Consider the following 19045-nt stretch of genomic DNA (forward strand, 5'->3'; position numbering starts at 1 on the left):
CGGGGGCTTTCCCCCCACACGGGGTCAGGGCTCCGGTAGCCTGCGGCGGTGAGCGAGGATCTCCACGCCCGGTGGGCCTGCTGTTTCAGCCCGGCCGAGGTCGCGCAACACCTCACCGGAGTCGCCGCGCCGTGGTGCGTGGCGGCGGGCTGGGCACTGGACCTGTTCCGCGGCGAGCAGACGCGCGAGCACGGCGACATCGAGATCGCGGTCCCCGCCGCGGCCTTCCCGCTGATCCGCGACCGCTTCCCCGGCTACGTCTTCGACACGGTGAGCGACGGCCGGATCTGGGAGAACGCCACGCCGCAGGAGCTGGCGGCCACGCACCAGACCTGGCTTCGCGACCCGGCCACCGGCAACTACCTGCTCGACGTGTTCCGCGAGCCGCACGACGGCGACACCTGGATCTGCCGCCGCGACGAGGGGATCCGGCTGCCGTACCGCGACATCATCCACCACACCGAGGACGGCGTGCCGTACCTCGCGCCCGAGCTCGTCCTGCTGTTCAAGGCCAAGCACGCCCGCGAGAAGGACCAGGCCGACTTCGACGCGACCGTCCCGCACCTCACCCCCGCGCAGCGCGCGACCCTGGCCGGGCTACTGGCTCGCGTACATCCAGGACACCCCTGGCTCGCGGACCTGTGACCCGGCCGGGCCGGCGCCGGCGGGTCAGGTGCCGTAGACCTGGAACTCCCACAGCGAGTAGCCCCACTGCGTCGCGCGCTGGGTGCCGTTCATCCGCACGTACCGGGCGGTGCCGGTGACCGGGATGCTCTGCTGGCCGCCCGTGGCGCCCGTCGTGGAGTACACGTTGGTCCACGTCGTGCCGTTGGTCGACGTCTGGATCTGGAACGCGGTCGCGTAGGCCGCCTCCCAGTTCAGCACGACCTGGCTGAGCGTGTGGTTACCGCCGAGGTCGACCTGGACCCACTGCGGGTCGGAGAAGGCGCTCGACCAGCGGGTGCCGGTGTTGCCGTCGAAGGCCATCGGCGCGGTGAAGCTCGCGTTCTCCGACGACGACGCGGTCGCCGGGTGGCCCTGCGACAGCAGCGTCGCGGTGGGCGGCGGGCTGGTCGTGCCGCCGGTGCTGAACACCGCCAGCTCATAGACGGAGTACCCCCACTGCGACGCCCGCGCCGTGCCGTTCACGCGCACGTAGCGCGCGGTGGCCGACAGGTTGACGTCGTAGTAGTCGCTGGTGGCGTTCGTGTTGGTGTACACCGTCGCCCACGTCGAGCCGTTGGTGGACGTCTGGATCGTGAAGCTCTTTGCGCAGGCGGCCTCCCACGACACCGTGACGTGGTTGATCGCGTAGGACTGGCCCAGGTCGACCTGCACCCACTGCGGGTCGGCGAAGGCGCTCGACCAGCGGGTCGTCTCGTCGCCGTCGACCACGTTGGACGCCGGGAACTGGGCCTGCTCGACCGACGACGCGGTCGCGGTCTTGCCGCGGGCGACGTTGGTGCCGAAGTTGCCCGCCGGCGGCTTGTTGTAGACGGCGATGTAGTCGACGTCCATGTGCCCGCCGGAGACCGTGGCCGCGGTGGGCCCGCCGCCGAACGCCGCCGGGAACTGCCCGCCGATCGCCAGGTCGAAGATGGGCGTGAAGGTGTGGTGGAACGCGTTGTTCCAGGTGGTCGCGTCGACCTGGCTGGAGTTGACGGTGAAGAAGTTGTTGCCGTCGAAGTAGAACCGCACCTGCTCGGGCGACACGGACCGGTCGATCTGCACGCCGTAGGTGTGGAAGCCGGTCTTGCAGCCGGAGCAGGCCCGCTCTCCGCTGCCGATGCCGGTGTACTCGTTGCAGGGCCCGGTCGGCAGAGTTCCACAGTGGACGGTGGAGAACAGCGAGTCGTGCCCGTTGATGTTCTCCATCATGTCGATCTCGCCGGAGCCCGGCCACGGCACGCCGATGCGCAACGGCGAGCCGACCATCCAGAACGCGGGCCAGTAGCCGAGGCCGTTGCCCGTGTTGACGTCCGGCTGCTTGATCGAGGCCTGGATGGCCACGACGCCGCCGGCCTGCGCGCCGAACCCGTCGGCCTGGGTCTCCACCCGCCCCGAGGTCCAGCCGGCCAGCGGGTCGGACCCGGTGTGCAGCGCCTTGAGCACCAGGTGCCCGGCGCCGTCCTGATACACGTTGGCGGTGCTCGTCGTGGTCGTCTCGATCTCGCCGGTACCGAAGTTGGCCCCGGCCCCGGCGTCATAGCGCCAGACGTTCGTGTCGAGTCCGGTGTTCGCGGCCCCGTTGAAGTCGTCGCTCCACGTGGTGGTGAACCCCGCGGGCGCGGCCGGCACCGCCGTGGCGGCGGCGGTGGCGGCCTCGATCACCGCGGGCACGACCTGCACGGCACCGGCCCCGGCAAGGGCGAGCACGATGAGGCCGATCTTGATCCGGGCACGTCTGACTCGGGTGTTGGACATACGCAGTCCCGTCCATGAGGGGATGAATGGGAAACCGCAGGCGGACGGCTCCCGTCGAGCGCAGCGGGGAGGGTGGCCCAGAGAGCGCTCTCTCGCTACTGTCAGGCTTCCTTCCAAATCTGTCAATGCCTGCCGACTTCGATGTTCCTGGCGGTTCACCGATCCTCCACCGGCTGCGGCGGGCCATTCACCTCGCGGCCACCGCACGTGCCCGGCCCTCGAACACCGCCACCATGTACGACCCGAGGAAGCGCCAGCAGACCGCGAGCACGGCCACCAGCGCGACGATCGTCCACGCGAAGCTCATCAGAACCATTCCGCCTCAAAAAGTGCGGCGCCCAGGAAGACGAGGACGCCGAACGACAGTGTCAGCAGCAGCCCGTCGGTGAGACTCACACCCGCTCCAGAGCCCGGATCAAGCCCAGCATCGCGGCGACGAAGAGGACGACCCCACCGACAACCAGAAAGTCAGCCATGCCGCCAGCCTGGCGCTTCGGCCGGTGACCGCGGGGTGAACGGGCGGCCGGCGCCGGTGGAGGATCAGTGAACGGCGAGGCGCCGAGGCCTCACGCGACGGGCGGGAAGCCGACGGTGATGTGGAGGCCGCCTGCCGGACCCGGGCGGGCGGCGAGCCGGGCGCGGTGCGCGTGGGCGATGGCGGCGACGATGGCCAGGCCGAGGCCGTGCCCGTCACTCTGGTCGGTGCGTTCGCTGCCAAGGCGCTGGAACGGCTGGAACAGGCGGTCGACCTCGGCCGGAGGGATCGGGGCGCCGGTGTTGGCGACCGTGAGCCGGCCGGAGGCCGTCGTGGCGATCTCGACGGTACCGCCGGGGACGTTGTGCCGCAGGGCGTTGCCGACCAGGTTCGCGACGAGGCTCGCGGCCAGGCGCGAATCGCCGTGCACGGTGACCGGGGCGAGCGCGGTCCGGACGCGGATGCCGCGCCGCTCGGCCTCCGCGCGATGGTCCAGGACCACCTTGCGGGTGAGGTCGGCGAGGTCGAAGCGCTCCCAGTGCGAGATCCCCTGATGGCCACCGGCCAGGGCGAGCAGCGCGCTGATCAGGTGCTCCTGCTGCTCGCCGAGGGCCAGCAGCTCGTTGCAGGCCGACCGGAGGGTCTCGGCCGAGGCGTCGGGGTCGGCGAGGGTGAGCTGGAGCAGGGTGCGCTGCACGGTCAGCGGCGTGCGCAGCTCGTGTGAGGCGTTGGCGATGAACTGCCGCTGCGCGGTGAACGACTCGTGCAGCCGCTGGCGCAGGCCGTCCAGGGTCTCGGCGAGCTCGGCGAACTCGCGGTAGGCGGCCGGGGCGCCGAGGCGGTGCTCCAGGGTGTCGGCGGACATGGTGCGGGCGGAGACGGTCATCGCGTGGAGGGGGCGCAGTGCACGGCCGGCGATCAGCCAGCCGAGCGCGACCGAGACCGCGGCGAGGACGACGAGCGCGACGCAGGAGTACCGCAGCAGCTCGACAAGGTTGGTGGTGGTCCGTGCGGCGGCGGGTTCCCCGGGTGCCGGCCGGTGTGTCGTGTGGCCGGCGCTGAGGAACGGCAGGCCGACCATGGCGAGCAGCACCACGCTGCAGGCGAAGGCCAGGCCGGCGTGCAGGAGCGCGAGCCGGGTCCGCAGCCGGGGCCGGGTCACGGCTCGCCGATCCGGTAGCCGCCCTCGCGGACGGTGTGGATGGCCGGCGGCCGGCCGAGCTTGGCGCGCAGGCGGCCGATCGTGGTCTTCACCGTGGTGGTGAACGGGTCGGTGGCGTCGTCCCAGACGCGCTCGAGGAGCTCCTCGGTGGACACGACGCGGCCGGCGGCGGCGAGCAGGTACTCCAGGACCGCGAACTCCTTCGGGCTGAGGTCCAGCCGCCGGCCGGCGCGCGAGGCGACCCGGAGGTTGGGGTCCACGGTCAGGTCGCCGTTGTCGAGCACCGGGGGCAGCGCGGGCGCGCTGCGGCGGCCCAGCGCCCGGACGCGGGCCACGAGCTCGGCGAAGTCGAACGGCTTGGGCAGGTAGTCGTCGGCGCCCAGGCCGAGGCCCTCGACGCGGTCGCGGACGGTGCCGGCGGCGGTGAGCATGAGCACGCGGGCACCCGTTCCGCCGGCCACGATGCGCCGGCACACGTCGTCGCCGTGCACGCCGGGCAGGTCGCGGTCCAGGACCACGACGTCGTAGCGGGTGGCGGACAGCTGCTCGAGCGCGGCGTGGCCGTCCAGGGCCGTGTCCACGGCCATCGCCTCCCGGCGCAGGCCGGCCGTGACCAGCGCGTTCAGCGTCCGGTGATCCTCCACGACCAGCACCCTCATGGGTCCACGATGCCAGGCGGCGGGTGACAGCCCGGTCACAGCCTCGCGTACCGGGCTGTCACCGGCTCCGGCGTACAAAACCGTGCCATGACTGATGCCACGATCGAGGTCGCGGGGCTGCGCAAACGCTACGGCTCCACGACCGCGCTGGACGGGATGACGTTCACGGCCGTACCGGGGCGGGTGACCGGGTTCGTCGGGCCCAACGGCGCCGGCAAGTCCACCACCATGCGGATCATCCTCGGGCTGCACGCCGCCGACGCGGGGCACGCCCTGGTCGGCGGCCGGGCCTACCGGTCGCTGCGCTGCCCGATGCGGCACCTGGGCGCGCTGCTGGACGCCTCCGCGCTGCACCCGGCCCGGACCGGGCGCAACCACCTGCTGTGGCTCGCGCAGTCGCAGGGCCTGGACGGCCGCCGCGTCGACGAGGTCCTCGAGCACGTGGGGCTGGCCTCGGCGGGCCGCCGCCCCGCCGGCGGGTACTCCCTCGGCATGCGCCAGCGGCTCGGCCTCGCGGCCGCGCTGCTCGCCGACCCGCCGGCGATCATGCTGGACGAGCCGTTCAACGGCATGGACCCCGAGGGCATCGTGTGGCTGCGCGGCTTCCTGCGCGACCTGGCCGGGCAGCGCCGGGCGGTGCTGGTGTCCAGCCACCTGATGAGCGAGCTGCAGGGCATGGCCGACCACGTGGTGGTCGTCGGCCGCGGCAGGGTCATCGCCGACACGAGCGTCGCCGAACTGATCGCGGCCGCGTCCGGTGACCGGGTGCGGGTGCGCACGAGCGCGCCGCAGCCGGCCGCCGCGGCGCTGGCCGCCGCGGGCGCGCAGGTGACCCGCACGGGCGCGGACGAGCTCCACGTCAGGAAGCTCGCCACCGAGCGGGTCGTCGCGGTGCTCACCGCCGGCGGGCTGCCGTTCTCCGAGCTCGCGCCGCACCGCGCCACCCTCGAGGAGGCCTACCTCGAGCTGACCCGCGACGCCGTCGAGTACCGCGCCGCCGCGAGCGGAGCGGCCCGGTGAACCGGCGCCTGCTGCGGGCGGAATGGACGAAGTTCCGCTCGGTACCCGCCTGGGTGCGCGCCAGCGCCGCCGCGGCCCTGATGATCGTGCTGTTCCCCGTCCTCGGCATGGGCGGCGCCGGTCCCGACGAGGCGGCGCCGGTCCCGATGGGGCCGGACGGCGTGGCGGTCAGCGACGGGTACTACTTCGTGCACCGCCCCCTGTCCGGCGACGGCCGGATCACCGTCGAGGTCGCCTCGCTGAGCTCCGTGCGCGGGGCTGCGCCGTGGGCGAAGGCAGGGCTCATCGTCTCTGCGGGACCGGGCCTCGGCTCCCGCTACGCCGCGGTCATGGTCACCGGCGGGCACGGCGTGCGGATGCAGCACGACTACCTCCACGACCGCGCCGGGCAACCGGCCGCGGCGCGCTGGCTGCGGCTGACCCGCTCAGGCGACACGGTCACCGGCGAGGCCTCGGCCGACGGCACGACCTGGAGCGAGATCGACACCGTCCGGGTGCCCGGGCTCGCCGGCACCGTCGAGGCCGGCCTGTTCGTGGCCTGCCCGCCGCACGTGGACGGCCTCGGCTCGGCCGTCGACGCGGCCACCGCCGGCTTCGGCGAGCCGGAGCTGGCGGGCGACTGGCCCGCGGCCACCTGGACCGGTGACCAGATCGGCGCGCGCACCGCCACCTTCGCCGGCTACCCGCGCGGCGTCACCGGCGGGTTCGCGCCGGCCGGGGCCGGGTTCACCGTGACCGGCGCCGGCGACATCGCGCCGGCCACCCGCGGCGACCTGCCCGTCGGGGCCGCACCGAGCGACCTGCTCTACGGGACGTTCCCGGCGCTGATCGTCATCGTCGTCGTGGCCACCCTGATGATGACCACCGAGTACCGGTACCGGATGATCCGCAGCACGCTGAGCGCCGGCACGGGCCGGGTCCGGGTGCTCGTGGCCAAGGCCGTCGTGGTCGCCGGCGTCACGTTCGCCTCCACCCTGGCCGCCGCCGCGGTCGCGGTGCCGCTGTGGTCGCGGCTGGTCCGCGGGCTCGGCATCTACGTGTTCCCGGCCTCGCCCGGCGCCCTGCTGCGCGCCGAGGCGGGCACCGCCGCGCTGCTCGCCGTCGTCGCCGTCCTCGCCCTGGCCGTCGGCACCATCCTGCGGCGCAGCGCCACCGCGGTCACCGCCGTCGTCGCCGTCACTGTGCTGCCCTACCTGCTGGCGCTGACCCCGTTCCTGCCGCCGCCCATGGCGCGGTGGCTGACCGAGGTCACCCCCGCCGCCGCGCTGGCCGTGCAGCAGACCCTCATCCGGTACCCCCAGGTCGACACCGTCTACACACCGGCGAACGGCTACTACCCGCTGCCGCCGTGGGCCGGCATGGCGGTGCTGTGCGGCTACACCGCGCTCGCCTTCGCCGTGGCCGCCGTCCTGCTGCGCCGGAGGGACGCGTGAGCACCGCGTGGAACGCCGTCCGCGCGGAATGGACGAAGCTGCGCACCACTCCCGGCCCCGCGTGGCTGCTGCTGACCACCGCGATCGTCACGGTGGCGCTGGGCGCCGCGATATCGGGCGCGGCCGCCTGCGCGCAGGACGGCTGCGGCGCCGACGCGGTCCGGCTCGCCCTCAGCGGCGTGTACCTGGGGCTGGCCCCGGTCGCGGTCCTCGCCGTGCTGACCGTCAGCGGCGAGTACAGCACCGCGCTGATCCGCACCACCCTGACCGCGATCCCGGGCCGCACGACGGTGCTGGCCGCCAAGGCGCTGGTGCTCGCCGTCGCGGTCGCCGCGGCCGGGAGCGTCACCCTGCTCGCCTCCGTCCTGGTCGCCGGGGCCAGCCTGGCGCGCCTCTCGCTCGCCGACGGCCACGTCCTGCGCGCCACCGCCGGCTCGGTCGCGTTCCTGGTGCTGATCGCGCTCCTCGGCCTCGGCATCGCCGCCGTCCTGCGCGACTCCGCCGCCGCGATCGGCACCGTGCTCGGGCTGGTGTACCTCCCGCCGATCCTCGCCCAAATGGTGGCGGACCCGCAGTGGCATCGGCTGTTCGAACGAGTCGCGCCGATGTCCGGCGGCCTGGGCGTCCTGGCCACCTGGGCCTGCGGGACGTTGCTGCTCGGCGCGCTCCTGTCGAGGCTTCGCGACACATAGAAAACGGATGTTTACCGGCAGCTCATCCCGCCCACGGCTGCGGGCCGGACGCGGTTCCGCCGGGGTTGTCAGGGTGCGGGATCATGAAGCGTACCGTTCGTGCCGGCTCCGTGCTGGCCCTCGCCGTGCTGCTCCTGGCCGCGCCCGGCACCGCGCTGGCACACGACGACACGCACAACTACACGACGAAGACGCCGTACTCGCCGCAGGAGCGCCTGCGCGACTACGAGGCACCGCCGCGCGGCTTCGTCCCCGTCTTCACCGAGAGCGTGGCGCGGCACGGCTCGCGCGCCATGTCGGACAGCGAGGACGGCGACGCCGTGCTCGCCGTGCTTTCCGACGCCCAGGCCAAGGGCGGGCTGACGCACCTCGGCGCGGCCCTCGCACCGCAGGTGCAGGCGCTGCTGGACGCCGGGGCGTCGATCGGCTACGGCAACCTGTCCGGCCTCGGCGCGAGCGAGCAGCGGGAGACCGCGCTGCGCATGGAGAGCCGGCTGCCGGGACTGTTCGCCGACATCGTCGCCCGGCAACGCCCGATCGAGGTCGAGACCTCGGGCGTGAAGCGGGCCGTGGCCAGCGCCGACGCCTTCACCGGCGGGCTCGCCGCCGGCAACCCGGCGCTAACCGGGCTGATCCAGGCCCCGGTCACGAACAAGGACCAGCTGTACTTCCACAAGCAGCCCCAGAACGCCGACTACCAGGCCTACGCCGACGGCGACCCGGACCTGCTGGCGGCCCTGGCGCGCATCGACGAGCAGCCCCGCACCGCGCAGGTCGCCCGGCACGTCGTGTCCCGCCTGTTCACCCCGGCGTACGCCGCCGGGGTGCCCACGGCGGACCAGGTGTCCTTCGCGCGTTCGCTGTTCGAGCTGTACAGCGTGGCGCCGGACCTGCGCGTCGAGGCGCCCCGCGCGAACCTCGACCCGTTCCTGCCCGCCGCCGACGCCGCGTGGCTGGCGTACCTCGACGACGCCGAGGAGTTCTACCAGAGCGGACCGGCCTTCGCGGGCCGCGACATCACCTACAAGATGGCGGCCCCGCTGCTCGACGACCTGTTCGCCGAGCTCGAGGCGAAGGCCGGCGGGACCAGCGCCAAGGGTGCGGTGCTGCGCTTCACCCACGCCGAGGAGGTCGAGCCCCTCGCGGTGCTGCTGCAGCTGCCGGGCAGCACGAAGCAGGCCCGCCTCGACCAGCCCTACACCTACGCCAACAACCCGTGGCGCGGCGCGAGCGTCGCGCCGATGGCCGCCAACATCCAGTGGGACCTGTTCGCCAAGGGCGGCACCTACCTGGTGCGGATGCTCTACAACGAGCGGGAGACGGCCTTCCCGCCGTCGTGCCACCCGATCGCCCGCGGCAGCGTCTACTACCGGCTGAGCGAGCTGGAGCGCTGCTTCGACCGCTGACGCCGCACGGTGCCGCGGCCCGCACCGGCGGGTCGCGGCCCGGCCGGCCCGCGCGGTGGGTCAGGGCGGTCCGTTGACGGGCGCCGGGACGGCGCCGGGTGCCATGAGGTCCCGCAGGCCGGTGACGGGCGGTCGCCGCCCGCTGCGTCCCGCCCGGCCCTGCGAGTCCGGCGACGCGAGCCGCAGCAGCTCGAGGTGCATGATGTCCTTGCTCCGCTCGTGCTCGCCTCCCCAGCGGGCGCCGTTGGCTGTCCCGTTGCGCACGAAGCTCTCGACGACCTCGGGCGGGATCGTGATGATGCCGTAGGCGCGCCACTGGTCGAGGACCTTGCGGGTGTACTCGGCGATGAGCACCCGGACGGCGGCGAGGTCGGGGTCGTCGCGGATCTCCCGGTCGAGCGCCGCCACCTTCGCATCCGCGTCCTTGCCGGCCCGGGCGGCGCGGCGCTGCTCCTCCAGCTTGTCGTACCTGGGCAGCCACCGCGGCGAGACCCTGGTTGTACTCGCGCAGCGCCCGCTCCGCGCGCGTCTCGGCCCGTCCGGGCGGGATCAGCGCCGGCGGGTCGGCGGGGTCCGGGCCGGCGAGCGCCGGGCGGCCGATGTCGAAGCGGGGCAGCCCCCGGGCGTACAGCACCTCCATGACCTCCACGACGGTGGCGCCGCGCAGGAGCGCCTCGTCGACGACGGCCAGCTCCCGGGGGCCGAGGCCCGCGGGGGCGCCGGGACCTCGCACGGCGGGCCCGCGATCGGGGACGCGGCGGTCGAGGACGCCCCGATCGAAGATGCCCCGATCGAGGCCCCGGTCGGGATCCATTGCCTAGTTCCCGTCGGGCTGGACCGTGATGTTGTCCGTCGCGGTCTCGATCACGATCTTCTTCTCGATGTCGGGGTCGTCGTCCTTGCCGCGCAGGCCCGGGCGGCGAGGCGGACGTTCTCCAGCTCGGCGCGGCGCAGCTCCGCCTGGACCTTCTTCACGTCCAGGGCGCGGTGGATGAGCTTGAAGTCCTCCAGCAGCGGGTGTGTGCCGGCGAGCGCCTCGATGTACAGCGACTTCGTCGGCACGACGACCAGGTCGTCGTCGGCGCGCGGCGAGGGTCGAAGATGCGCTTGACGATGTCGAGCATGCCCTGTTGCTGCTGGCTGGAGCCGAGCGCGCGGACGGCGTCGAGGACGTCCTGCTGGTCGGCGCCGATGATCCGGTCCTGGGCCGTGAACTGCTGGCCGAGGGAGTCGACGACCGCCTTCTGCGCCTCGGCGTTGGCCTGCAGGTTGCGGATGTTTGTCTCGGCGCCGACGAAGCTCTCGGCGAGGTACCGCAGCGCCGGCCGGAACGAGTCGTCGAGGATCACCCGGCGCAGGATCCAGTCGTGCTGGACGAGCCACGCGTCGTCGATCTGGTGCGGCGCCGGCACGTCGTTGGCGACGAGCACGACCGGCGTCAGCTTGTGGATCCGCTCGCTGATGCGGTACGTGCGCTGCAGCGGCGGATCTCCTTGGGTGCCAGCGGGATCGTCGACACGAGGTCGCCGACCTGGTAGTTCTGCGGCGTCCAGGTCTGCCGGTAGGTGACCATGAAGCCGAAGTTCACCGAGTTCGCGGCGAACACGTCGAAGGCGTACCGCTCGCCGAGCAGCCGGTCGAGGCGGGTCAGCAGCTGGTGCAGCCGGCCGGTCGGCGCGATCGCGGCGGTGCCGGCGTCGGTCGTGGCCATGTTATCGGTCCTTCACCCAGGTGAACGTGACGCGCATGCGGTCCTTGAGGCGCACGTGTCGATGTCCCCGGCGCCGGCCGGCGTGCTGTGGTCGGCCGTCGTGGTGCCGGCCGGCTGCAGGGCGACCTCGGTCGCGACCATCGCGGCCGCCGGGTCGCCATGCTGGCCGCCGGTGTCCTCGTCGTCGTCCTCGGCGACCGAGCCGGCCCGGCCGGCCGCGCGCTTGCCGCCCGGGTCCTCGATCTCGGCCAGCATCCGCTCGGCCTCCGCCGCGGCCGCGTAGGCGGTGAGCCTGCCGCCGCTGCCGCCGAAGCCGGCGCCGAGGCGCCGGGCGAGGTAGGCGTGCAGCGTGCCGAGGGCGATGGTGCCCAGGGCGTCGCCGTCGGCCGGCTCGAGCAGCCCGCGCAGCTCGTCGGTGAGCGTCAGCCGCAGCGACGTCTCCGTCTCCGCCCCGCGCATGGCGTCGACGCCCCGGCCGATCGTCGCGGTCATCGCCGGCCCGAGCTCGTCGCCGGGCCCGAGGTAGTCCTGTTGCGCCCGTTGCTCCTCGGTGAACCGGCTCGGGCTGAACCGGCCGAAGGCTGCTTCGGCCCGCTCCGCCCGCTCCCGTGACGCCTGGCCCCGGACCCTCAGGTGGCCGGCGACCGCCGTGCGGATGGTGTCGTCGTGCTCGAAGATCCTGCCGATCCCCGACCGAAGCGGTTTCGTCATCCACAGTAGCCATCGACGGCTTCCTCTCCGTGGTAACCGGCGCCACCGTACACCCCGCGGTCGCGCCGTTACTGTCGGCTTGACGCCTGATCGCCCGAGCACGGACCACCTCACGAAGGCCGGCTAACGGCCCTCGCGCAGGGTCCGCGGCAGCCCGAAGGCGCTCAGGACGCTGGTGTCGAAGCAGGTCATCGCGCTGATCCGCGGCCCGGACAGCGTCAGCACCAGCACACCGATCGCGTGGCAGACGCCGCCGTGCGGGTCGCGGACGTACAAGCCGAACGCGGGCTGCCCGTTCGCCCTGGTCGGCACGAGCCGGGGCAGCCGGCCGGGGCGGAACGCGGTGGCGGCGAGGAACCGGCCGGCCGTTTCCCGTCCCTGGTACTGCAGGGGACGCGGCGGCATCGTCAGCCACGCGTCGTCGGTGAGCAGCGCAACGACGGCGCCGACGTCGGCGGACTCGAAGGCCCGGGTGAGCCGCTGCACCAGGTCCCGCTCGGCGGGCGACCCGGCCGGCGGCGGCGCACCGTGCTGCCCCTCCGGAAGCTGTCGCTGCAGCGCGGCGCGGGCCCGCTCGAGCACGCCGGTCACCGACTCCTCGGTGGCATCGAGGATCTCGGCGGCCTCGCGTGCGTGGAAGCCGAGCACGTCGCGCAGGATGAGCGCCGCCCGTTGCCGCGGCGGGAGCAACTGCAGCGCGGTGATGAACGCGAGCGAGATCGACTCGCGGGCGTCAAAGCGCGCCTCGGGGCCGGGTGCGGTGTCGGCGAGGCATTCCAGCAGTACATCGGGGAAAGGCTGCAACCAGCGCACCTCCCCCAGCCGGGTGGGCTCCGGCGGCTCCATCCCGGGCATCGGCGTGCTCCCCTCACTCGCGCGTCGCTGATGTAGACGCCGGCGGGGACGAAAACTGGGCGGCTCAGGGTAGATCGGTGAACAGCAACTGGCTCGGCGAGCCGCTCCGCGAGACGTGGAGGTCCTCGCGGCCCCGGGTCGCCGGCACCCCTTGACACGGCTCAACTATCGGCATAGGGAGTGTCAAAAGGAGGTCACATGACGAACCTTGCCCGCCTTGCCGATGCCGCGCTCGAACGGTTCGGGGACCATCGGTCGCTGTGGTTCGAAGGCTCCTGGTACTCCTCCGCGGCCATGCACGACGGCGCCGCGCGCATCGCTGGTGGGCTGCGGGCGCTCGGCGTGCGGCCCGGCGAGCGGGTCGCGGTCGTGATGGCCAACTGTCCCGAGGTCTCGATGGTGTACCAGGCGATCTGGCGGGCCGGTGCGGTCGTCACGCCCGTCGTGTTCCTCGTGACCGCGCAGGAGCTGCGGCACATCCTGGCCGACGCGGGCGCGGTCGCCGTCGTGACCAGTCCCGAGCTGGTGGCGAAGTTCGGCGATCTCGGGGTGCGCACGCTCGTCGTCGGTACGCCGGAGTTCGACGAGCTGCGGGCCGCCGACCCGCTGTCCATTGTGGACGTCGGGGCCGATGACCTCGCCGCGCTGCTCTATACCGGGGGTACGACCGGGCGCAGCAAAGGGGTACCGCTGACGCATGCAAACCTGTCGGCGGCCGGTGCGTCGTCGCGGGCCGTCAGCTACACGCCGGGGTTGAACCTGGGGTTGACCGCGCTGCCGATGTCGCACTCCTACGGGCTGCTGCTCACCGTCGGGGCGCTGCACGCGAGGGAGGCGCCGGTCACCGTGCTGCAGCGCTGGTTCGAGCCGGCGGCGTGGCTGGGGCTGGCGGCCGGGCATCGGGTGCAGGTGGCCGCCGTGGTGCCCTCGATGCTGGTCATGCTGCTCGCGCAGGACCCGGCGAGGCACGATCTCGGGCAACTGCGGCGGGTGTACTCCGGCGCCGCGCCGCTGCCCCGCGCGGTCGCCGAGGCGTTCGAACGGGCGGTGCCGTCGGCGCGGGTCCTGGAGGGGTACGGCTGCACGGAGACCGGCGGCATCGTCACCGCGACCCCGCCCGACGCGCCGCGGCCCGGCACGGTCGGAAGGCCGGTGCCGGGCGTGGACGTGCGGCTGGGCGAGGACGGCGAGATCCTGGTGCGCGGCGCGAACGTCATGCGCGGCTACTAGCGCGGCGACCGGGTCGAGGACGGCTGGTTCGCGACCGGGGACATCGGGCGGCTCGACGAGGACGGGTACCTCACCATCGTCGACCGCAAGAAGGACGTCATCATCCGCGGCGGCTTCAACGTGTACCCCAGGGACGTGGAGGACGTGCTCGCCCAGCACCCGGCGGTGTCGATGGCCGCGGTCGTCGGACGCCCCGACGAGCGCCTCGGCGAGGAGGTGGTGGCGTTCGTGTCGCTGCGCGAGCCGTGCGAGCCGGCCGACCTGGAGGCGTTCGCCCGCGAGCGGCTGGCCCCGACGAAACGCCCGCGGGACATCCGCATCGTCGACGAGATCCCGCTGACCTCGGTCGGCAAGCTCAACCGCAAGGCCCTACGCGGGGCGCTGTGACTCGCAGAACGCCGTCACGGCGTCGATGACGTGGCTGTACCGCAGCGAGTAGAACAGGTCGAAGGTGTGCTGCGCGCCGGGCAGCTCGGCGTAGAGCACCGGGCCGGAGCTTGCCGCGCGCAGCCGTTCGACGAGCTCGCGGGTGTCCTCGACCAGTGTCGAGCTGTCCTTGTCACCGTGCACGAACAACATCGGCGGCGCGTCGCCGAGGCGGTCGAGGGGCGAGGAGCCCGGGCCGCCGGCGCGGCCGTAGTAGCCGTAGAAGCCGATGGCGGCCGTGACCGACGTGTCCGTGTCCTCGAAGCCCGGCTGGAGCTGCGGGTCGTCCGGGGTGAGCGCGAGCATCGTCGCGAGGTGCCCGCGTCCCCGTAGGCGAGGTTCGCGACGCGGGCCACGTCGCGGCGGCGCACCGCGAACGGCGCGAACAGGATGCGCGCCCACGACCGGCGCGCCGGCGGGACGTCGATGCCGCCCTCGGCAAGCGCCCGCCGCAGCACCGCACCCGCCGGCAGCGCCCGCCGCACCAGCACCATGAGCCCGGCGGCGGTGAGCACCGCGACGCCGAAGGCGGCCAGCCCGGCTGGCGAGGCGAGGTCGCCTTGCGCGAACGCGAGCGCACTGATCGCGGCCAGCACGTACAGCGGCACGAACGGCTGCTCGTTGATCTGGAACGTGACCCAGTAGCCCCAGTAGCTCGGCGTCGTGTGCGGCGGCCGCGGACCGATCACCGCCACCGCCGTGCAGAACGCGAGCAGGGCGACGGGGATCATGTATCCGATCGGCATGCCTGCTTACTAGCGCATCGGCGATCGGCGCGCTGCCCCGTCAGTCGTCGTGCCCCCGGTGGAACCACCACTGGTCGCGGATGTGCGTCCACTCCTCCTCGGGCCAGACCTTCGGCGGAGCCACGTCGGTGCCGGGCAGATAGGCATATTCCCAGTTGTACTCCCACGAGGAGTCCACCACCTGCACGCGGACGCCGCCGCTGCGGTAGATCCGCTGGACCTGCACGCCGCAGTGCTCGACGCCCATCCTCACCCGCTCGAAGTCGGCGCGGGCCTGTGCGTCGAAGGGCACCTGGTCCGGCCCGCAGGCGGGCGAGCCCTCGCGGAAGTTGCCGCGGCCGTACTCCAGGACGCGACAGGGCGTCCCCTCCTCGTAGAGGTAGTAGAAGACCCGCAGCTCCTCGATCACCGGCAGCACGTCGCGCTCGAGACGGTTCACGTCCTCGCCCCACTGGTCGGCCTTCGGCGGCCCCGGCATGATGTGCGCGACCGCCGCCCGCAGCTCGCGGCTGCCGGGCAGGCTCACGTTGCCGCCGCCGGGCACCGGCAGCGGGCCGACGAGCGCGAGCAGGAGGTAGACCAGCGCCGCGCTGGCGAAGGTCACGGCGGAGGCCCCCACCCGGCGCCGCCGCCGCTGGACCCGCCGCGCGCGGGCGGCCACGGCCGGCCCGTCGAACCGGACGGCCGGCAGCCCCGGCGCGTGTGTGCGGAGGAAGGCGACGATCGCCTCGTCGGACATGAGGTCGCGTGCGCCCGGCTCGCGGTTGGCTTCCATCATTGCCGCCCTTCCCGTGAGCAGGGTCCGCAGCCGCGCCAGGGCCCGCGCGTTGTGCGACTTCACGGTGCCGACCGACACGGCGAGCTCGAACGCGGTCTCGGCCTCGGTGAGCCCGAGCAGGTGCCGCAGCACCACCACCCGCCGCTGCGCGGCCGGCAGCACCGCGAGGGCCCGCACGACTTCGTTGCGCGTGTCGACGGCGTCGTCGTGGCTCGGCGCGGCGCGCTCGGGCAGCGTGTCGGGCGCGGTGAGCACCTCCCGCCGCACCCCCCGCCACCGGTCGATGCGCAGGTTGACCAGCACCCGGCGCGCGTAAGCGCGCGGGTCGACGGTGCCGGCCCGGTCCCACGCCCGGTAGGTGCGCTCGAACGTGGTCTGCACCAGGTCCTCGGCGTGGCCGCGATCGCCGGACAGCAGCAGCGCGACCCGCAGCAGGTACGGCCCGACGTCGGCCACGAACGCCTCGAACTGCTCGTCGCGGCTCCCGAAGAACCGAACCTCGACGCTCGCAGGTTCGGGTTTCATACCCTCAACTACTGCAACGGCCCCCGAAAGGTTGTCACCCCGGTGCGACAGGTTTGCGCATGGCCATCGGGACGACCGCGAGCAGGAGCAGGCCGGTGAGCACGTGCAGGTTGGCACCGATCGGGTACGCGAGGGCGCCCGGGTCGTCGAAGAGCCACACCACCCGGGTGGCCATCAGGGTGAACACGCCGGCCGCGACGACCCGGCACCACACCCGCGCCCGCCCGGTCGCCGCCGGCGTGGTCAGGACGAGCACGGCGGGCAGCTGCCACACCAGGTGGTGCAGCCAGCTGACCGGGCTGAGGAGGCAGATCGCGACGCCGGTGACCGCGAGGCCGGCCCACCGGCCGGCCTCGTCGCGCACGGCGTGAGGCCGGTGTCCGACTGCGGCAATCGCGCAGTCGAACACCCGGACCGCCGCCGCCCAGCCCGCCAGCACGGCGACGACCAGCACGGGCCAGGCCCAGCCCGGCGCGCCCAGCCGGTGTACCGCGCCCAGCAGCGACTGGTTGGAGAGCGACGCGACGTCGCCGATGCGGTCGGTCCCCCAGACCAGTTCCGTCCAGTACCGCCGCGACGCCCCCGGCGCCACGGCCCACCCGACGGCGACCGTGAGCAGCGCCGTGGCCGAGGCGACGCCCGCCGCCCGGTACCGGCGCGAGAGCAACAGGTAGCCCACGAACAGCACCGGCGCGAGCTTGATCCCGGCCGCCAGCCCGATCAGCACGCCGGCCAGCGGCGAGCGGTCCAGCAGCACCAGCAGGTCGAGCGCCGCGAGCGTGAGCAGGACGAGGTTGATCTGCCCGAGGCTCAGCGTGTCGCGCCACGGTTCGGCCGCGGCCAGCAGCACCGTGGCGGCCACGACGGGCACGATCCGCCCGAACCGCAGCCACAGCAGCGCGACGGTGCCGGCGACCGAGACGCCCGCGAGCACGACGGCGGCGAGCTGCCAGGGCAGCAGCGCGAGCGGCACCAGCACCACCGCGGCGAACGGCGGATAGGTGAACCCGAACGCCCGCACCGTGCCCGGGTGCCGGTACGCATAGAGGTCGCCGCCGCGCAGCCAGGAGCGCACCGCGTCGTGGTACACCTGCAGGTCGAACTGCCCCTGCCAGCGCGCCGACACGGCCACGAACCCCGCCACCATCACGGCGAGCAGGAACAGCCCCGCGCCCTCACTGCGGCGCAGCAAAGATCCACATGCCCAACGCGACGCGCCTCCCCGTATTGACGCTCGTCTGGCTAGGCTCCGACCGTGTCACTGCCGCGGCGGCTCCTGCCACCCCACAGCCGTCGATCCTTACCGGAGCGTTATAAACGGCGGACGTGAATCAACCGCCACGGGCATCGCTCACCCCCTTAACCTGCGTATACATGTCGTATACACTCGGGTTGTGGGCTACGAGTGGCTGCCAGGCCTCATGGCGATCCTGCACGGAGCCGAGCCGGTCGAGGTGCTGCAGGCGCTCGACAACCCACGCCGCTGGCCCCGCCGCATGGTGGACCAGCACGGCAACGTCTTCGTCGCCATCTGGAGCCGCACCGCAACGGATCGCCCGATCATCGTCGTCGTCCGGCCACGCCCCGGCCTCGACGCCACGATCGTCGCCGCGCGCCCCATGACGCCCGCCGAGACGGCCCACCTCGAGCAATGGGAGCACGACCAATGACCGACGACGACCGGGACCTGCAGCACCTCGCCGAGACCGAGCACCTCGGCCACGAGTTCGCCACCGGCGGCCTCGAGCTCGCCTACGACGACTCGGCCCCCGCCCCCGACCTGCCGCCTCCCGGCGCCCCGGTGTCGGTCGTGCGCACGGTCCGCCTGCCGTTCCAGGTCGACGCCGAGGTGGTCACCCTGGCCGCCGAGCGCGGCGTCGCCCTGTCGGTCCTGCTGCGCGACCTGATCACGGCCGGGCTCGAGGCGACGACCGGCACGACCCCGGACCCGGTGACGGAGCTCCGCCGCAGCCTCGACGTCGCCCAGCGCGCCGCCGCCGCGCTGGCCGCCGACCGCCACCGCAACGCGGCATAGGACACGCCCGCACCACGCCGTCTCGACCGGGATCGGCAAGGGTCGTGACTCACACCTCCGGCACCCGGGCATGTGCGCCCACGAACGAGGGCGTCCAGACGACCGCAATTGCACCGATCCGCCGGCTCCGGCCGTGGCAGAAGCGCCGTCGCGGCACACCGACGCGGCGGACCGCGTCCAATCCGTTGGGACCTTGTGCCGGGCGCGGCCGCCGGACACGATCCTAAGTCGATACTCGTGAGGGGGCGCCGTGAACATCTTCGACTGGCTGGGTGACCTCGTGGACGACATCGTCCACCCCGGGCACGACGCCCACGTCGCCGATCCGCAGATGCACGGGCAGCCGGGGACCGGGTCGAGCTGGCACTCCCCGACCGGCAGCTGGCACGGTGGCTTCACGGATCCCAGCCGGTTCGACCATCTCGCCGGCTCCAACCCGCAGATGAACGCGTTCGCCGGGGGGATCAACAACGTGCTCGCCGACGCCCAGCACGTCGTCGACCACCCCGAAACGGCCCGTCCGGTCAGCCCCGAGCAGCTCAAGTACCTCGACGCGCGGATACAGGGGCAGGACCTCGCCGACGGCATCCGCGCCTCCGTCAGCCGCAACGAGTCGGACCTGCGCTGGGGCAACGAGCTGCACGAGCTGGAAATCAACGTCAACCGGGCATTGGACGGCACCGATTAGCCGCCGGAATCTGCCCGAAGGGTCAACGGCTGCCGATCTTGCGCCGGTATCGCCAAGCGATCTTCAAAA

The 19045-nt window shown here is 73.2% G+C and carries 22 protein-coding genes; 11 read left to right on the plus strand and 11 right to left on the minus strand.

Translation table 11 applies throughout. The annotated features are described in order from the left end of the window. The first annotated feature begins 48 nt into the window (after positions 1-48). The gene (locus ABD901_RS33270; protein ID WP_345132907.1) at positions 49-645 is read left to right on the plus strand and encodes a nucleotidyltransferase domain-containing protein; all 597 of its coding nucleotides are present in this window, start codon (positions 49-51) and stop codon (positions 643-645) included. Positions 646-669: 24 nt separating this feature from the next. Here the strand turns inward: ABD901_RS33270 and ABD901_RS33275 are convergent, their stop codons facing one another. The 3 genes from ABD901_RS33275 to ABD901_RS33285 all read right to left on the minus strand — a co-directional run bounded on the left by ABD901_RS33275 (position 670) and on the right by ABD901_RS33285 (position 4720). Further along, positions 670-2424 (minus strand): discoidin domain-containing protein, encoded by a 1755-nt coding sequence (locus tag ABD901_RS33275; RefSeq protein WP_345132909.1) that lies wholly within the window; start codon positions 2422-2424, stop codon positions 670-672. Positions 2425-2990: 566 nt separating this feature from the next. Beyond that, a complete protein-coding gene (locus tag ABD901_RS33280; protein WP_345132912.1) occupies positions 2991-4061 on the minus strand; it encodes a sensor histidine kinase in 1071 nt (356 codons plus the stop codon). Beyond that, entirely contained in the window at positions 4058-4720 is a 663-nt protein-coding gene (locus ABD901_RS33285) for a response regulator transcription factor (RefSeq protein WP_345132914.1), read from the minus strand. Before ABD901_RS33285 ends, ABD901_RS33280 begins: the two co-directional genes overlap by 4 nt. An 87-nt stretch (positions 4721-4807) precedes the next feature. Between ABD901_RS33285 and ABD901_RS33290 the strand changes: the two genes are divergently transcribed. The 4 genes from ABD901_RS33290 to ABD901_RS33305 all read left to right on the plus strand — a co-directional run bounded on the left by ABD901_RS33290 (position 4808) and on the right by ABD901_RS33305 (position 9271). Continuing rightward, positions 4808-5740, plus strand: a complete 933-nt coding sequence (locus ABD901_RS33290) for an ATP-binding cassette domain-containing protein (protein WP_345132916.1) — start codon at positions 4808-4810, stop codon at positions 5738-5740. Further along, positions 5737-7173 carry a DUF1349 domain-containing protein gene (locus ABD901_RS33295; protein ID WP_345132918.1) on the plus strand — a complete coding sequence of 479 codons (1437 nt, stop codon included), beginning with the start codon at positions 5737-5739 and terminating at the stop codon, positions 7171-7173. Before ABD901_RS33290 ends, ABD901_RS33295 begins: the two co-directional genes overlap by 4 nt. Next, complete coding sequence (locus ABD901_RS33300; RefSeq protein WP_345132920.1) at positions 7170-7865, plus strand: ABC transporter permease; 696 nt, start codon at positions 7170-7172, stop codon at positions 7863-7865. Before ABD901_RS33295 ends, ABD901_RS33300 begins: the two co-directional genes overlap by 4 nt. Positions 7866-7948: 83 nt before the next feature. After that, entirely contained in the window at positions 7949-9271 is a 1323-nt protein-coding gene (locus ABD901_RS33305; RefSeq protein ID WP_345132922.1) for a histidine-type phosphatase, read from the plus strand. Between the two features lie 60 nt (positions 9272-9331). Here the strand turns inward: ABD901_RS33305 and ABD901_RS33310 are convergent, their stop codons facing one another. From ABD901_RS33310 to ABD901_RS33330, 5 genes are all read right to left on the minus strand, one after another. Continuing rightward, positions 9332-9679 (minus strand): hypothetical protein, encoded by a 348-nt coding sequence (locus ABD901_RS33310; RefSeq protein WP_345132924.1) that lies wholly within the window; start codon positions 9677-9679, stop codon positions 9332-9334. Positions 9680-10242: 563 nt separating this feature from the next. Further along, positions 10243-10701 (minus strand): hypothetical protein, encoded by a 459-nt coding sequence (locus ABD901_RS33315; protein WP_345132926.1) that lies wholly within the window; start codon positions 10699-10701, stop codon positions 10243-10245. 8 nt (positions 10702-10709) lie between these two features. Continuing rightward, the gene (locus ABD901_RS33320) at positions 10710-10982 is read right to left on the minus strand and encodes a hypothetical protein (RefSeq protein ID WP_345132928.1); all 273 of its coding nucleotides are present in this window, start codon (positions 10980-10982) and stop codon (positions 10710-10712) included. A 12-nt stretch (positions 10983-10994) separates the two neighbouring features. Beyond that, positions 10995-11693 carry a hypothetical protein gene (locus ABD901_RS33325; protein ID WP_345132931.1) on the minus strand — a complete coding sequence of 233 codons (699 nt, stop codon included), beginning with the start codon at positions 11691-11693 and terminating at the stop codon, positions 10995-10997. A gap of 123 nt (positions 11694-11816) precedes the next feature. Next, entirely contained in the window at positions 11817-12713 is an 897-nt protein-coding gene (locus ABD901_RS33330) for an RNA polymerase subunit sigma-70 (protein ID WP_345132933.1), read from the minus strand. A gap of 33 nt (positions 12714-12746) precedes the next feature. Here ABD901_RS33330 and ABD901_RS33335 point away from each other — a divergent pair, with 33 nt between their 5' ends. Together ABD901_RS33335 and ABD901_RS33340 are read left to right on the plus strand one after the other, a co-directional pair. Beyond that, entirely contained in the window at positions 12747-13778 is a 1032-nt protein-coding gene (locus tag ABD901_RS33335) for an AMP-binding protein (protein WP_345132935.1), read from the plus strand. A gap of 135 nt (positions 13779-13913) precedes the next feature. Then, positions 13914-14165 (plus strand): AMP-binding enzyme, encoded by a 252-nt coding sequence (locus ABD901_RS33340; RefSeq protein ID WP_345132936.1) that lies wholly within the window; start codon positions 13914-13916, stop codon positions 14163-14165. On the opposite strand, the gene ABD901_RS33345 is transcribed toward ABD901_RS33340, so the two are convergent. Beyond that, a complete protein-coding gene (locus tag ABD901_RS33345; RefSeq protein ID WP_345132938.1) occupies positions 14148-14510 on the minus strand; it encodes an alpha/beta hydrolase in 363 nt (120 codons plus the stop codon). The two genes, ABD901_RS33340 and ABD901_RS33345, sit on opposite strands and share 18 nt — an antisense overlap. Positions 14511-14594: 84 nt before the next feature. On the opposite strand from ABD901_RS33345, the gene ABD901_RS33350 reads away from it, so the two are divergent. Then, positions 14595-14849, plus strand: a complete 255-nt coding sequence (locus ABD901_RS33350) for a hypothetical protein (protein WP_345132939.1) — start codon at positions 14595-14597, stop codon at positions 14847-14849. 141 nt (positions 14850-14990) lie between these two features. On the opposite strand, the gene ABD901_RS33355 is transcribed toward ABD901_RS33350, so the two are convergent. Together ABD901_RS33355 and ABD901_RS33360 are read right to left on the minus strand one after the other, a co-directional pair. Next, positions 14991-16253, minus strand: a complete 1263-nt coding sequence (locus ABD901_RS33355) for a SigE family RNA polymerase sigma factor (protein WP_345132941.1) — start codon at positions 16251-16253, stop codon at positions 14991-14993. Between the two features lie 34 nt (positions 16254-16287). Continuing rightward, positions 16288-17445, minus strand: a complete 1158-nt coding sequence (locus ABD901_RS33360) for a glycosyltransferase 87 family protein (protein WP_345132943.1) — start codon at positions 17443-17445, stop codon at positions 16288-16290. A gap of 202 nt (positions 17446-17647) precedes the next feature. Between ABD901_RS33360 and ABD901_RS33365 the strand changes: the two genes are divergently transcribed. From ABD901_RS33365 to ABD901_RS33375, 3 genes are all read left to right on the plus strand, one after another. Then, positions 17648-17923, plus strand: a complete 276-nt coding sequence (locus ABD901_RS33365) for a hypothetical protein (protein WP_345132946.1) — start codon at positions 17648-17650, stop codon at positions 17921-17923. Then, positions 17920-18288 carry a hypothetical protein gene (locus tag ABD901_RS33370; protein ID WP_345132948.1) on the plus strand — a complete coding sequence of 123 codons (369 nt, stop codon included), beginning with the start codon at positions 17920-17922 and terminating at the stop codon, positions 18286-18288. The genes ABD901_RS33365 and ABD901_RS33370 overlap by 4 nt, the downstream gene beginning before the upstream one ends. 250 nt (positions 18289-18538) lie before the next feature. Continuing rightward, positions 18539-18976 (plus strand): hypothetical protein, encoded by a 438-nt coding sequence (locus ABD901_RS33375; protein ID WP_345132950.1) that lies wholly within the window; start codon positions 18539-18541, stop codon positions 18974-18976. Positions 18977-19045: the final 69 nt, after the last annotated feature.

It is taken from the genome of Dactylosporangium darangshiense (assembly GCF_039537565.1).
Classification (GTDB): Bacteria; Actinomycetota; Actinomycetes; order Mycobacteriales; family Micromonosporaceae; genus Dactylosporangium; species Dactylosporangium darangshiense.